The following is a 13743-nucleotide window of genomic DNA, read 5'->3' as shown; positions in this document are numbered from 1 at the left end:
GCATACGTGATGTAGCTCCGTCTCGTGGGCGCGGAGATGTGTATAAGAGACAGGCGGGGGAGGCGGCATGGGCGGCCTGCTCGGTGGCGCCGAGGTGTCCGACGAGGTCGCCGCACTGCTGCTGGAGGACGCCGACGCCTACACCTGGGCGGCCGCGACCACCGGTTCGCAGAACGCGGCGTCGTACCAGCTCACGATCGAGAAGTCGGTGATGCCGATCGGCGGCTTCAACGGGTCCGACCCGTCGCCGACGCTGGAGGAGTTCCAGCAGCTCGTGGCCACGGGGCAGATTCACTGGTACATCGAGGGAGGGGGCTTCGGCGGGCGCCAGAACGGCGGATCGAACGCGTCGAGCGAGATCCAGGCGTGGGTCGAGGAGAGCTTCACCGCCACGACCGTCGACGGCACCACTCTCTACGACCTGTCCGGAGATGCCCCCACCCAACCCTCCGACACCTGAGCACCAGCCTGTCACCAAGGGCGTCAGCAGGCGGCTCGCGACCAGAACTCCGCCAGTTCTGGTCGCGAGCCGCCTGCTGACGCCGGGGCGGTGGCCTGGTGGGGCTCGGGTGGCGTGCTGTCGAGGGGCTACGGGGTTCGGCGGGTTCTGTCGGCTCTGCCGGTCCAGTAGCCGACCCAGATCGTGCCGGCCAGCGCCAGCAGGCCGATCCCCATCGACGCGGCAGCCAGTGGCGCGACGGCGGCCACTGCCGCCACCAGCAGCGGCCCGCCCGTGTTGCCGATGTCCCCGCACAACCGCCAGCCGCCGAGGAACTGCGAACGGCCCTCCTCCGGAGCCGCGTCGGCACCCAAGGTCATGACGATCCCCGAGCCGAGCCCGTTCCCGAGCGCGATGAGCGCCATCACGGCGCCCACCCCGAGCGCCGAGCTCGTCAGGGGAAGCAGCAGGCATCCGACGCCGACGGCGAGCACCACCGGCACCGCCACGACCTGCCGCCCGCGGGTGTCCAGCAGCCAGCCGCCCGGCAGCGTCAGCAGGATGTCGATCGTGCCCGCCACCGCGAACAGCAGCGACACCACCGCCGCGTCGATGTGCACGTGATCCGCCCACAACGGCAGCAACCCGGTACGCACCGACCGCGACGCACCGATGATGACGACGGCCATGCCGAGCGTCAGCAAGGTGCGCCGGTGTTCCCACAGCACCGAATGCACCGGCCGCGGGACGACGTCGCGCGACACCCGGCCGAAGTCCGGCATCCGGGTCACGATCACAGCCGAGACCAGCGACGCGCCCGCCGCCAGCAGGAACACCGACCGGATCCCGAACAGGTGGATGAGCAGCGCCCCCAGCAGCGGACCCACCAGGACCCCCACACGCATCGACCCACCCAGCAGGGCCATGGCCCGCGCCCGGTGGCTCAGCGGCACCGCGTCGATCAGGAAGCCCTGCCTGGCCAGCAGGAACGCCGTCCACGTCATCCCGCTGACGACGATGCACGCGCACAACAGCCAGACCGACGTCGCCAGGAACGCGGCCACCATCGCGACCGCGTCCACGAGCCCGGCGATCACCAGGGTGCGGCGCTCGCCGAGGCGAGCCACGAGCGCGCCGGACGGGAGCGAGTTGACCAGCTGCCCGATTCCCAGCAGTGCGACCACGAACGCCGCTACGGCCGTGCTCGCCCCGAGCGCGCCCGCGTGGATCGCCAGCACGGGGAGAACGGCCCCGCGGCCGATCGAGCTGGTGACGGCCGGCGCATAGGCGACGACGGCGATGTCCCGGAACCTGAACGACGTCTCTGCTGCTGTCCCGCCCGGTTCCGTCACCGCTCCATCTTGTCAGGTGTCGGCCACCGTGACGCTCCAGCGATGGGCCGGCCGTCGTGGAACGCCATAACGTGGCAAGGCCAACACGTTCAGCGACACCGTCCGAAAGGAAGGCCGACATGTACACGCCGAACCGCGGCGAGCAGTTCTTCGAGATCAACGGCGCCCGCCTGTGTGTCGAGACCTTCGGCGACCCGGCGGATCCGCCGGTCCTCCTGGTCGCCGGGGCGTCCGCCTCGATGCTGTGGTGGGACGCCGCGCTGTGCGAGCTGATCGCCGCGCAGGGCCGGTACGTCATCCGCCACGATCATCGTGACACGGGGCGGTCCACCAGCTATCCGCCCGGCGAGCCCGGGTACTCGTACACCGACCTGGTGCTCGACGTTCTCGGCATCCAGGACGTGCTCGGCATCGAGCGTGCGCACCTGGTCTGCCAGTCCATGTTCGGTGGGATCGGTCTCGTCGCCGGCATGGACCATCCGGGACGGGTGGCGTCGCTGACGCTCGTCTCCACCTCGACGGGGGAGCCGGGCCTGCCGTCGCCCACGAGTGAGTTCGCCGACAGCATGCCGGCCGAGCCGGACCTCGCGCATCTGGTGTCGGTGGTGGACCACGTAGTGGGTGCCGTCCGGGCCTGCGCGGGCGGCTCTCCGTACTTCGACGAGGACGCGACGCGTGCGCTGGCCGAACGCGACGTCGCGCGGGCGCGGGACTACGCCTCGACCCTGGCCAACCACTACGCGATCGCGGCCGACGCGCCCTCCCGGGACAGGTTCGGCGACATCGTCGCACCCACCCTGGTGGTGCACGGCGACCACGACCCGCTGCTGCCCCTGCCGCACGGCGAGGCGCTGCGCGACGCCATCCCCGGCGCGCGGCTGCTGGTGCTGAAGGGTGCCGGACACGACCTGCCGAGGCCGGTGTGGGACCTGTTCGTGCGGGCGCTCGTGCGGCACACGGCACCAGGCCGTCCCTGAGCGGCGGTCAGCCGATCGGACGGGAACGTCGATCTCTGTCGGGACGGCCCGGCGACGCGAAACCACTCGCAGAAGGTGCCGGGTGTCGCGGGCGCCGTCGGCGCACCGTCGGCGCCGGACACGCCGTCGGGGGCGGGCGGGGAGGGGGCTATCCCGCGAGTTGCCTTGCGAGGTCCTGGACCGTGGTGACCGGCCGGTCGCACACGAACCCGCGGCAGACGTAGGCGGCGGCGCGTCCGCCCACCAGAGGGCGGTCGGCGAGCAGCGGCATGCCCGGTGCGTCCGGTTCACCGACCGCGATCACGAGCCCGGGCGCCGTCGCGCCGCGTGCCGTGCGTTCCAGCGCGGCACGGTCGGCGTCGTCGTGCCCGACGACGGCGACCTGCACCGGGCCGGCGGCCAGCGCCTCGGCGACGGCGAGGGTCCAGCCCGCGAACCGCGGCACCTGACGGGCCGGTCCGCCCGCGGCGTCCACCGCGGCCTCGGCGGCCTCGCGGTGCCGGGGCGAGCCGGTCAGCGCGGCATAGGTGCACAGGGCACCGGCCAGGGAGGACTGCCCGGCGGGTTCGGGGCCGTCGGTGGGGTCACGCGGCCGGCTGAGGAGGCGTTCGGCGTCGTCGGCCACGTCGAAGAAGCCACCGGTGTCGTCGCCGAACCGGGCCGACGCGGTGTCGAGCAGGTCGCCTGCCGCCTCCAGCCAGCGCGCCTCGCCCGTGGCCTGGTGCAGGGCGAGCAGCCCCTCGGCGAGATCACCGTGGTCGGCGGCGATGCCGGGCGCCGTTCCGACGCGGCCCGCGCGGGAGGCCCGCCGCAGCCGTCCCTCCACGAGGTGGAGGCGCAGGACGAGCGTGGCGCACTCGCGCGCCGCCTCGATGTAGGCCGGGGAGCCGAGCAGCGTGCCCGCCTCGGCGAGGGCGGCGATCGCCAGACCGTTCCATGCGGTGACGACCTTGTCGTCCCGGGCGGGCTGGGGCCGGGAGGCCCGCTCCTCGGCGAGCCGCGCCCGCACCCTCGCCCACCAGACCGGATCGGGATCCTCGCGGAGCTGGAGGGTCGACGAGCCGGGTTCGAACGTCCCCTCGGGCGTGACGGACAGGACGCGGGCGGCGCGGGCACCGTCGTCGGGCCCGAGGACCTGCGCGAGCCGGCCCGGCGTCCAGACGTAGGTGAGCCCCTCGACGCCGCCGGCGTCGGCGTCGAGCGCGGAGGCGAAGCCGCCCTCCGGCGTGCGCAGGTCCGCCAGCAGGAAGCCGGCGGTCTCGCGGACGACGCGTTCGGCGAGCGCCGAACCCGTGGTGCGGTACAGATGCAGGTAGACGCGCAGGAGCTGGGCGTTGTCGTACAGCATCTTCTCGAAGTGCGGCACCACCCAGGCGGCGTCCACCGAGTAGCGGGAGAACCCGCCCGCCAGCTGGTCGTAGATGCCGCCGCGGGCCATGGCCTCGCAGGTGTGCTCCACGACGCTCAGGGCCGTCGGGTCGCCCGTGCGGGCGTGATGGCGCAGGAGGTGTTCGAGCGTCATCGACGGCGGGAACTTCGGTGCACCGCCGAACCCTCCGCGTGCGGGGTCCGCCTCGCGTGTCACGAGCCGCGCGGCGCGGTCGAGCACCGCGTCGTCGACCAGGTCGGGCGTCAGCGGGGCGGACGTGCGACGGACCGCGGCGGTGATCGACGCGCCCTGGTCCGTGACGGCTTCCCGGCGCTGCGTCCACGCCTCGGTGACGCCGTCCAGCAGCATGAGGAACTGTTCGCGCGGATAGTAGGTGCCGCAGTGGAACGGCTCGCCGTCCGGAGTGAGGAAGCAGGTCATGGGCCAGCCTCCGTGGCCGGTCATGGTGGTCGTGGCGGCCATGTAGACGGCGTCGACGTCGGGCCGCTCCTCCCGGTCGACCTTCACCGCGACGAAGCGGCCGTTCACCGCCGCGGCCACGGTCTGGTCCTCGAACGACTCGTGCGCCATGACGTGACACCAGTGGCACGCGGCGTACCCGACCGACAGCAGCACCGGCACGTCACGGCGCCGGGCCTCCGCGAAGGCTTCCTCGCCCCATTCGCGCCAGTCGACGGGGTTGTCCGCGTGCTGCAGGAGATAGGGGCTGGTCGCGCTGGCGAGACGGTTGGACACCTGTCCAGGGTGGCACCGCGGGGTCGGTGACGCCCGACGGCAACGCGATACCCGCGGGTGAATTGCCGGCCTGGTGGCGGCGGGGATCGAGGCCGTGCGACCACGCCATGCCGCGATGGGGTGCGAACCGGCCGCGACGAGGGGTCCGTCGTCGACCACGAGATGCCGGGTCGTGCGGAGCGGGCGCTGTTCCGGCGGGGTGTCACGGCGGGGTGTCACGGCGGGGCGGAGGGCCGGCGGGTGACCGATGGCGGCCGGCCTTGTCATGCTGGGCGGGGGAGCGCCGGCCGGTGCTCCCGTGAGCAGGCGGGCGATGCCCTCGGTCCAGGGAGAACTTGGTGCAGGGAGAGCTTGGTGCAGGGAGAACAAGGACACGATGCACGGAGAGGACATGATGGACGAGATCCAGACCGCGATCCAGCGTCGCCTCGACGCGCTGGTCGCCGGCGGCGCGGAGACGGGTCTGCAGGTCGCCGTCTACCGGGACGGGGAGCAGCTCGTGGACGCGGTCGCGGGCACGGCCGACCCGGCCACCGGGCGGGCGATGACCTCCGGTACGCCCGTGTTCAGTTTCTCCACCGGCAAGAACGTGGTCGCCACGCTGGCGCACCTGCTCGTCACCCGTGGATACCTCGACGACGCCGGACCGGTCACGGACCTCTGGCCCGAGTTCGGCGTGCACGGCAAGGACACGGCGACGCTGCGGCACGTGCTGACCCACACGGTCGGCCTCCCGGCCATGCCGCGTGAGATCACCCCGGACCGGCTTCCCGACTGGTCCGGGGTCTGCGAGTCGCTGGCCGCCGCCGAACCGCGCTGGCGGCCGGGCGCCGCCGTCGGCTACCACTCCTACACGTTCGGCTATCTCGTCGGTGAGCTGGCCCGCCGCGCGACCGGGCGGCCGGTGCACGAGCTGCTGCGTGAGTGGATCACGGCGCCGCTCGGTCTCGAGGGGCAGCTCTCCTTCGCCGTCCCCCAGGAGTCGCTGCCGCGGCTGGCCCGCCTGGAGCAGCAGTCGTGGCAGTGGCCCGGCGGCGCGGGCGACGCTGCGAGCGGCGCCGACGCCGACAGTGACGCCGACGCCGACAATGACGCCGACGCCGACAGCGACGCCGACGCCGACAGTGACGGCGATGGCAAGGACGACGCGATCCTCGCGCCGTGGGAGAGCCGGCCGAGCGCCCGACTCGGGAACGACGAGCACATCCTGCGCGCCGACATCCCGTCGGTCGCCACCGTCACCGCCCGCGGCCTCGCCGTCATGTTCGACGCCGTCCTGCGCGGTGAGCTTCTGGGCGATGCCCGGCCGTCGGTGCTCTCCTCGCTCGCGTTCGAGGGCACGGACCGCGTCTTCGGCACGCCGGCGCGCATGGCGCCGGGCTTCCCGCTCGGCAGGATCGGCGCCCCCGCCGAGGAGAACTCCGTGGCCTTCGGCTGGCCGGGGGGAGGCGGCAGCTACGCCTTCGCGGACCCGGCGAGCGGCATCGCCTTCGCCCTGACGAAGACCCGGCTGGTCCCGAACTTCGACACCGCGTTGTCCGTCATGACGATCCTGGCCGACCAGCTCGCCGGGCCGCGCTGACCATCCGCCCCGCCGGAGCGGAGCGCGGGACGACCACCAGGAGGGAAAGATGCCGATGCATCCCGCCGACCACCCGACCCCGCCGCGGACCTGTCTGGGCCCGTTCTCCTCGCCCGGCGCCGTCCCCACGCCGTGGGCGGAGACGGAATGGGCGCTGCGCCGGATCCAGAAGTTCCAGCTCTGCACCGTGCGGAGTGACGGGCGTCCCCACGTCACCCCACTGCTGGCAATCTGGACGCACGGAGCGATGTGGTTCACCACGGGCGACACCGAGCAGAAGGCGAAGAACCTCAGCACCAACCCGCACTGCGTTCTCACCGCAGGAGCCGACACGCTGACCGGGACGGACTACGTCATCGAAGGCACGGCGAGCCTCGTGACCGACGATGCCGTCCGCGACGCCGTGGCCACCGCGTTCGAACAGGCCTACGGCTGGCAGCTCACCCGCGAGGACGGGACCTGGCACGGCCTGGGCCCTGCCGTCCGCGCGGGCGACGTACAGCTCTACCGGGTTCGGCCGGACAAAGGGTTCGCCTTCGCCGCCGGCAGGGAGTCCGCGCAGACCCGCTACCGCTGGAGCTGACACGGTCCTGACCCCTTGTCCCGGTCGGGTGCGGCCACCGCATCCTCCCGGCCCCTCGGTGTGAGGCATGCTGACGTCGTGACCGAACACCATGACGTCGTCGTCCGCCGACAGGACCAGGATCCGCGCGACCAGGACGGGCTGGCCTCCCTGCTGGCCGCCTACCACCTGCAGACGCAGGCCGAGAAGGGGCAACGCGTCGCGGACGTGGACCGGCTGCCCGAACGCTACCGGGCAGAGATCCTGGACCCGGCGGCCGCGTTCGCCGACGACGCCGTGCTGGTGGCGTCAAGCGGCCAGGCGGTCGTCGGCTGCGTGGTGGTGACCGCCCCCGTGGACGGGCGGTGCGAGATCAAGAGGCTCTGGACCGCCCCGGAGCTCCGGGGCAGGGGCATCGCGTCCGGGCTGGTCGACGCCGCACTCGCGCAGGCCGCCGACAGCGGCGCCGGCACCGTGCGCCTGTCGGTGTGGCAGTGGCGGGCCGGCGCCATCGCCCTGTACGAACGGCTCGGCTTCACGGCCACCGACTCCTGGGACGGGCGGGATCAGCTCGTGTGCATGGAGCGTGCGGTGTGAGCGGGGGCCGGAGGTGTTGGTGTGGTCGGGGGTTTGGCGTGTGGTCGGTCAAGTGATCGACCGACCACACGCCAAACCCCCGACCAGCTACCCGATCGGTCGCTGAGCCCACCGTCGGGCAGGGCGTGGGCACAGACAGGCTCACTCCCGCCGGGGCGGCTCTCGCCGCCGAGTGGGCTCGTTCCGCCGTGCCACCTCGCCGCGTCACCCCGCCGGCTCGCCCCACCGGGTGAGCTCGGCTCACTCCTCGGGGTGAGGCGAGCCCGGACCGCCGTCGCCGACGCTGATGCCGTGATGACCCGACACGGGGCAAGACCCCTCCGCTCTGCCCTCACCGCACCGATCAGGCGCTTCCTGATGCTCACCGTCCTGGCCGCCATGCTGCTCGCCGGAGCCCCGGCCCCGGCACACGCCGCCACACCCGGAGAGCTCGTCGACGCCTACCAGGCCGCCTACGACAACCCCGGCCTCGCCGTGGCGGTGATCGACGGCGACACGGTCAAGACCGTGCTCCGCGGCCACGACGGCGACGGAAACCCCGTCACCCCGCGGACACCCTTCCGGATCGCCTCGATGAGCAAGTCGATGACCGCGGCGTCGGTCATGATCCTCGCGGAGCGGGGCACACTCGACCTCGACGACCCCGTCGTCGACGTCCTGCCCGAGTTCACCATGAACGACCCGCGATCCCGCGCCATCACCGTCCGCCAGCTCCTGAGCCACACCTCCGGCCTGTCCATCAGGACGAACAACGAGTACGCCTTCCCACCCCCGCGCAGCGCCGCCGACGCCGTCGCGGCGCTCGCGGACAAGACCCTGGACGCCGCACCGGGAACGCAGTTCGAGTACCACAACACCAACTACTCGGTGGCCGCGCGGATCGTCGAGGTCCGGTCGGGCCTGCCGTTCGGCCAGTTCCTGAGGACGGAGCTGTTCACGCCGCTGGGCATGAACGACACCACCGCCACCGAGGGCTGCTCCGACCCGTCGCCCGGGCTCGCCTCGGGCCACGAGGTCGTGCTGGGCCTGGCGTTCGCGGTCCCGGAGATGCCCGGCACCTGCGTGGGCAACGGCGGGGTGGTCACCACCCTGGACGACATGGTGCGCTGGCTGCGGTTCAACCAGGGAATGCCCGACGCCGGCCCGCCGGGCGCGACGTCCCTGCCGCTGAGCGCGGAGTCCCTGGAGGAGCTGCACACGCCCCAGCCGGGCGCGGGCGACTACGGCCTGGGCTGGGAGGAGCGCCCCGACGAGGCGGGAGTCCCGCAGCCGCTGATCGGGCACGGCGGCACCCTGACGACCTGGACCGGCGACATGGTGTTCTCGCCCGGGACCGGAGACGGCGTGGTCGTGCTGGGCAACGCCGTGGGCGCTCCGCGGCTGCTGTCGGCGAACCTGCTGGCCGCACGGAACGGCGCGGAACTCATGCCGACGAGCAATCCGCTGACCGTCGTGAACGCCGTCCTGCTCGGGCTGATCCTGCTGGTGGGTGCCCTGCTCTCCCTCGCGGTGGCGCGTGCGCGGCGCTGGGCGTCCCGGCGCCGCGCGGCCCGCCGGCCCCGGGTGGTGCTGCGGCTGGTCCCGCTGACGCTGGTGACCGTCGTCGGGGCGCTCCTGCCGACGCTGATCGGCGTGCAGAGCGGGTCGGTGAGCCTTCAGTACTGGATCGTCGCGGCCTGGATGCTGCCGCTGCTGGCCCTGTTCTCCCTGACGTGCCTCGTGCTCGGTGCGGCGGCGGTCCTCCGCCGGGTCCTCTGGTACCGGCGGGCACGGTGATCAGCGGGGGCGTCCCGGAGCAGGCTCCGGCACGCCCCCGTCGGCGCTGGTCACCCCCTGTGCACGAGCCCGTGCTCGTAGGCGTAGATCACCACGTGCACCCGGTCCCGCAGCCCCAGCTTCATCAGCAGCGCCCGGACGTGCGTCTTGACCGTGTTCTGGGTCAGGTAGAGCCTCGCCCCGATCTCCGCGTTCGACATGCCCGTGACGATCAGGCCGAACACCTCTGCCTCCCGCGGAGTCAGGACGTCCAGCGCGCGGGCGTCCGTGCGCGGCGAGCGGCGCAGCAGCCCGACCACCTTCGCCGCGACACCCGGCGCCAGAGCAGAGGTTCCCGCGGCGACGTCGTGCACCGCGCGGCACAGCGCCGCCGGGCGCGTGTCCTTGGTCAGATACCCGCTCGCACCGGCCCGGATGGCTGCGACCACCAGCTCGTCGGCGTCGAACGTCGTCAGGACCAGCACCTTCGTCGCCGGCGACAGGCGCGTGATCTCCTCGGTGGCGCGGACGCCGTCGAGCAGGGGCATCCGGATGTCCATGAGCACTACGTCGATGCGGTGGGAGCGCACGGCCTCGATCGCGGCGCGGCCGTCGCCCACCTCGTCGACGACGTCGAGCAGCGGGTCGGCCCCCAGGACCGTCCGGAGCGCGCCCCGCAGCAGGTCCTGGTCGTCCGCCAGGAGCACGCGGACCGGGTTCACGGGGCTCCCTTCGCGGGCAGCCGGGCGGCCAGCGCCCAGCCGCCGTCGCCCGGGGCGGCGCGGGCCACCGTGAACGAACCCTGCGCGGCCTCGACCCTCTCCCGGACGCCGGCCAGACCGGTCCCCGGGCTGCCGCCGTCCAGCACGCCGTCCCCGCCGTCGTCCCGGACCTCGACGACGACGTCCGGGCCGCGCCAGTCGAGGCGCACCTCCACCGCGACCGGAGACCGGACATGGCGCAGCGCGTTCGTGATGCCCTCCTGCACGACCCGCACGACAGCCAGCTCGGCGCCGATCGTCAGCGGCCTGCGCGCACCGGCCTCCGTGAACGTCACACGGTGCAACGGCGTCGCCGCCGCTTCCACGAGCTCCGGCAGGGCCGCCACGGTCAACGGGCGCTTGCCGGGGGTGGGACGCTCCGCGTCGAGCACGGTCAGCATCGATCGCAACGCACCCAGGGCGTCACGGCCGGCGTCGGCCACGTCCTCCAGTTCGTGGCCCGTCCCGGCGTCGCTCGTGGTGACCGACGCGGCGTCGACGCGCGCGACCATCACGGTGATCGAGTGCGCGATGACGTCGTGCAGGTCACGCCGGAGGTGTGCGCGCTCGGCGGAGACGGCCGCGGCCAGGCGCCGGGCTTCCGCGCGTGCGGCCCGCGCCTTCCTGCCGGTCGCGGCGATCGCGGCGGCCCAGACGGCGGCGACGACGCCCAGCCCGATCGTGCCCGTCGCCCACGGCATCCACGCGGGGACGGCGCCGTCGACCCGGTACCACGACACCAGGCCGGACAGGACGATCCCGCCGACGCTCACGAGCAGCGCAGCGAGGCGCAGCCGGAACCCGGTCGCGGCCGTGGTGCGCCACAGGGCCACCAGGAAGCACACCGCCGAGGGGAGCGCGCCGGGCTCCCAGCCGGGTGTGGGCGTCAGCACCAGCCCCAGCATCGCCGCCGAGGCGACCGCGAACCCCGCGACGGGACGACGCCGGGAGACCTCGAGCGCGGCATGCAGCGTGACCGCAGCGAGGGCGGTCGCCGCGACCTGCCACGCCCGCGCGCCGCTGTACACGAGGAGGGCCACCACCAGCGCGGAGAGCGGCGCCGCGACGGCGTGCACAACCACATCGGTGCGGAACGCCGGTGTCTTGGCGTGATCGGGAATCGGGGGGTCCCTTCAGGTTCACGGTGATGCCGGGCCGCCGGCCGGGTTGCGCGGGGGAGTGGCGCGGACGCGTCGGGACGAGTCAACCACGCGGTTGGGCGGGGCCTGCCTGACGGCCGGGAATGCCGCGAGATCTCACTCTTTCGGGTGACCCCGGGTGCGCTGCTACGGCTGGCCGCCGGTGCGTCCGTCGTGCGTACCGCCGCCGGCCTGCCTTCTTCCGGGTGGCCCCTGGGTGCGCTCCTCCGGGTGGCCGCCGTCGTGCCCTCTGCGGTGGCCCCTCGGTGGTGGAGACGGCGACCATCACCCCGCCGGGGCGGGCTGCTTGCGCTGGTTGGCGAGGAAGCGCGCCTTCTTCTGCCGGTTCCCGCACGTGTTCATCTCGCACCATCTGCGGGTGCGGCTCCGGCTGGTGTCGAAGAAGGCGGCCTGGCAGGTCGGCGAGGCGCACAGAGCCATCCTTCCGTCTCGTTCGCCGGAGACGATGCCGATCGCGTCGGCGGCGATCACGCCGAGAGCGTCCTCGACGCGGGGCGGCGAGCCCAGGTACCACCGGTGCGTGCCCTCGGGTGTCAGGACGGCCGAGGCCCGGCCCTGGAGGCTGCGGTCGTTGATGATCCGGATCGCCGGGGCGGGGAGCGGTTCGTGAACCGCGGTCGCCGTCGCGGCGGCGTGGATGGCCTCCCGCAGTTCCCGGGCCAGGTCGAGCTGGGCGGGGGTGCAGGACTCCACGTCCAGGCCGACGACGGCCAGCCAGTCGACGAGCCGCTGCGGTGTGGGGATGCGCTCGACGGGCTCGCCGCGCCGCTCCGTCAGGGTCGCCGTGAAGCTGGTCGCCAGCACGCTGCCGAGGCGGAATTCGGGGAACCGAGCACTCATGGAACCACCTTAGCCGGTTGCGCGGTGGTGTCGCGGACTGTTAGAACCGTCATAGGCGGTTCCGTGAGTGCCGTCCGGTTCCACCGACGACCAGAGAGGACCTCATGTCCCGTCCCACCGATGCCGTGCAGGCGTTCGAAGTCCACGCGCCCGACGCCGACCTCGACGACCTGCGCGCCCGACTGGCCGCGGCCCGGCTGCCGGAACCCGAGACCGTCCAGGGCGCCCCGCCCGGCCCGCGAAGATGGGGCCAAGGCGTTCCGCTCGCCGACCTGACCGACGTCGTGGACTACTGGCGTACCGGCTACGACTGGCGGGCGTTCGAGAAGCGCCTCCACGAGATCGGCCAGTTCCGCACGACCGTCGACGGCCTGGGAATCCACTTCCTGCACCGCCGCTCCGCGCGCACGGACGCCACCCCGCTGCTCGTCACACACGGCTGGCCGGGCAGCATCGCCGAGTTCGTCGACGTCGTGGACCGACTCGCGGACCCGGACGACGCGGACGCGCCGGCGTTCCACGTCGTCGTCCCGTCGCTGCCCGGTTTCGGGTACAGCGACAAGCCGGCCACCACCGGGTGGGGGACCGAGAGGATCGCCGCCGCCTGGGTGGAGCTGATGGGCAGGCTCGGTTACGGCCGGTTCCTCGCGCACGGCGGCGACTGGGGCGGCAACATCACCACGGTCCTCGCCGGCCGGTTCCCCGACCAGGTCCTCGGCATCCACTCGACGTTCGCGGAGGCGCCTCCCGGGCTGAGCACGGACGGGCTGACCGACCGGGAGCGCGCCTGGACCGAGGAGACCCGTGACTTCTGGGGCCGCCGCGCGGCATACGCGAAGCAGCAGGCCACCCGGCCGCAGACGATCGGCTACTCGCTCGTCGACTCACCGGTAGGACTGCTCGCGTGGATCCTGGACAAGTTCGCCGAGTGGTCGGACACCGACGACAGCCCGTTCGAGACCATCTCCCGGGACAGGATCCTCGACGACGTCACGCTGTACTGGCTGACACGGACCGGCGCCTCGGCGGCCCGCATCTACGCCGAGAGCCACAACTCGCTCGACCCCGAGCTGCGGGTCGACGTCCCGGCGGCGATCACCATGTACCCCCGCGACATCGAGAAGAGCCCGCGCCCCTGGGCGCAGGAGCGGTACCGGCACATCGTGCGGTGGAGGTCGCCGGAGCGCGGGGGACACTTCCCGTCGCTGGAGGTTCCTGGGTACTTCGTCGCGGATCTGCGGGAAGGGCTCGGGGCGGTGCTGGCGGCGCACTGAGTGGGGCCGGGCGGACCGCGTCATGGCCATGACTGGACGGCGCGAGGAACCTGCGTGAGGGTCCCCGAAGTAGAGATGGTCCATGGGTGCAGGGCGGGCTCGCCAGGCCGGACCGGTACGGGGAGCCCCCCCAGGGCTGCGTGTTCCCTGTGAGTGCCGGCAAGCCTGCGGATCCGGCGAACTTACCACCATCCTCGATTCTTCGTGGGTGAGGTGACTCAAGGCATGGGAAAGGTGCTCTGACCTGGCACGATTGGTGTTGTCGAGACACTGTCGGGCTGGAGGATCGGAGCACCTTTCTGGTGGGCAACACTACTGC

The 13743-nt window shown here is 72.9% G+C and carries 12 protein-coding genes; 7 read left to right on the top strand and 5 right to left on the bottom strand.

The genetic code is table 11. The features are described from left to right. The first annotated feature begins 67 nt into the window (after positions 1-67). A complete protein-coding gene (locus HGK34_RS20825; RefSeq protein WP_201851077.1) occupies positions 68-460 on the top strand; it encodes a mannosyltransferase YkcB-related protein in 393 nt (130 codons plus the stop codon). A 128-nt stretch (positions 461-588) separates the two neighbouring features. On the opposite strand, the gene HGK34_RS23675 is transcribed toward HGK34_RS20825, so the two are convergent. After that, positions 589-1791: an MFS transporter gene (locus HGK34_RS23675; protein WP_201851075.1), complete on the bottom strand. Its 1203-nt coding sequence runs from the start codon at positions 1789-1791 to the stop codon at positions 589-591. A gap of 119 nt (positions 1792-1910) precedes the next feature. On the opposite strand from HGK34_RS23675, the gene HGK34_RS20815 reads away from it, so the two are divergent. Continuing rightward, positions 1911-2768: an alpha/beta fold hydrolase gene (locus HGK34_RS20815; protein ID WP_201851073.1), complete on the top strand. Its 858-nt coding sequence runs from the start codon at positions 1911-1913 to the stop codon at positions 2766-2768. Positions 2769-2916: 148 nt separating this feature from the next. On the opposite strand, the gene HGK34_RS20810 is transcribed toward HGK34_RS20815, so the two are convergent. After that, positions 2917-4893 (bottom strand): thioredoxin domain-containing protein, encoded by a 1977-nt coding sequence (locus tag HGK34_RS20810; protein ID WP_201851071.1) that lies wholly within the window; start codon positions 4891-4893, stop codon positions 2917-2919. Between the two features lie 391 nt (positions 4894-5284). Between HGK34_RS20810 and HGK34_RS20805 the strand changes: the two genes are divergently transcribed. The 4 genes from HGK34_RS20805 to HGK34_RS20790 all read left to right on the top strand — a co-directional run bounded on the left by HGK34_RS20805 (position 5285) and on the right by HGK34_RS20790 (position 9410). After that, on the top strand, positions 5285-6475 hold the full coding sequence (locus HGK34_RS20805) for a serine hydrolase domain-containing protein (RefSeq protein ID WP_201851069.1): 1191 nt from the start codon (positions 5285-5287) through the stop codon (positions 6473-6475). Positions 6476-6524: 49 nt separating this feature from the next. Then, the gene (locus HGK34_RS20800) at positions 6525-7058 is read left to right on the top strand and encodes a pyridoxamine 5'-phosphate oxidase family protein (protein ID WP_244667022.1); all 534 of its coding nucleotides are present in this window, start codon (positions 6525-6527) and stop codon (positions 7056-7058) included. Between the two features lie 78 nt (positions 7059-7136). Continuing rightward, positions 7137-7634, top strand: coding sequence for a GNAT family N-acetyltransferase (locus tag HGK34_RS20795; RefSeq protein ID WP_201851067.1), 498 nt, complete (start codon positions 7137-7139; stop codon positions 7632-7634). 357 nt (positions 7635-7991) lie between these two features. After that, positions 7992-9410, top strand: coding sequence for a serine hydrolase domain-containing protein (locus tag HGK34_RS20790; RefSeq protein WP_201851064.1), 1419 nt, complete (start codon positions 7992-7994; stop codon positions 9408-9410). A gap of 50 nt (positions 9411-9460) precedes the next feature. Here HGK34_RS20790 and HGK34_RS20785 read toward each other — a convergent pair whose 3' ends face one another. From HGK34_RS20785 to HGK34_RS20775, 3 genes are all read right to left on the bottom strand, one after another. Beyond that, the gene (locus HGK34_RS20785) at positions 9461-10111 is read right to left on the bottom strand and encodes a response regulator (protein WP_201851062.1); all 651 of its coding nucleotides are present in this window, start codon (positions 10109-10111) and stop codon (positions 9461-9463) included. Beyond that, the gene (locus tag HGK34_RS23060) at positions 10108-11226 is read right to left on the bottom strand and encodes a sensor histidine kinase (protein WP_201851060.1); all 1119 of its coding nucleotides are present in this window, start codon (positions 11224-11226) and stop codon (positions 10108-10110) included. Before HGK34_RS23060 ends, HGK34_RS20785 begins: the two co-directional genes overlap by 4 nt. Before the next feature lie 348 nt (positions 11227-11574). Then, positions 11575-12150 (bottom strand): CGNR zinc finger domain-containing protein, encoded by a 576-nt coding sequence (locus tag HGK34_RS20775; protein WP_201851058.1) that lies wholly within the window; start codon positions 12148-12150, stop codon positions 11575-11577. 104 nt (positions 12151-12254) lie between these two features. Between HGK34_RS20775 and HGK34_RS20770 the strand changes: the two genes are divergently transcribed. Beyond that, on the top strand, positions 12255-13424 hold the full coding sequence (locus HGK34_RS20770) for an epoxide hydrolase family protein (protein WP_201851056.1): 1170 nt from the start codon (positions 12255-12257) through the stop codon (positions 13422-13424). Positions 13425-13743: the final 319 nt, after the last annotated feature.

Origin of the sequence: Myceligenerans indicum, from assembly GCF_016742955.1 — a bacterium.
GTDB lineage: Bacteria > Actinomycetota > Actinomycetes > Actinomycetales > Cellulomonadaceae > Myceligenerans > Myceligenerans indicum.
The sequence above is the reverse complement of the archived record's forward strand: the minus strand, read 5'-3'. Positions and strand labels throughout refer to the sequence as shown.

Excerpts from the sequence above, each read along its gene's own strand:
- HGK34_RS20825 (WP_201851077.1), top strand. The coding sequence starts at position 68 with ATGGGCGGCCTGCTCGGTGGCGCCGAGGTGTCCGACGAGGTCGCCGCA.
- HGK34_RS20815 (WP_201851073.1), top strand. The coding sequence starts at position 1,911 with ATGTACACGCCGAACCGCGGCGAGCAGTTCTTCGAGATCAACGGCGCC.
- HGK34_RS20805 (WP_201851069.1), top strand. The coding sequence starts at position 5,285 with ATGATGGACGAGATCCAGACCGCGATCCAGCGTCGCCTCGACGCGCTG.
- HGK34_RS20800 (WP_244667022.1), top strand. The coding sequence starts at position 6,525 with ATGCCGATGCATCCCGCCGACCACCCGACCCCGCCGCGGACCTGTCTG.
- HGK34_RS20790 (WP_201851064.1), top strand. The coding sequence starts at position 7,992 with ATGCTCACCGTCCTGGCCGCCATGCTGCTCGCCGGAGCCCCGGCCCCG.
- HGK34_RS20775 (WP_201851058.1), bottom strand. The coding sequence starts at position 12,150 with ATGAGTGCTCGGTTCCCCGAATTCCGCCTCGGCAGCGTGCTGGCGACC.
- HGK34_RS20770 (WP_201851056.1), top strand. The coding sequence starts at position 12,255 with ATGTCCCGTCCCACCGATGCCGTGCAGGCGTTCGAAGTCCACGCGCCC.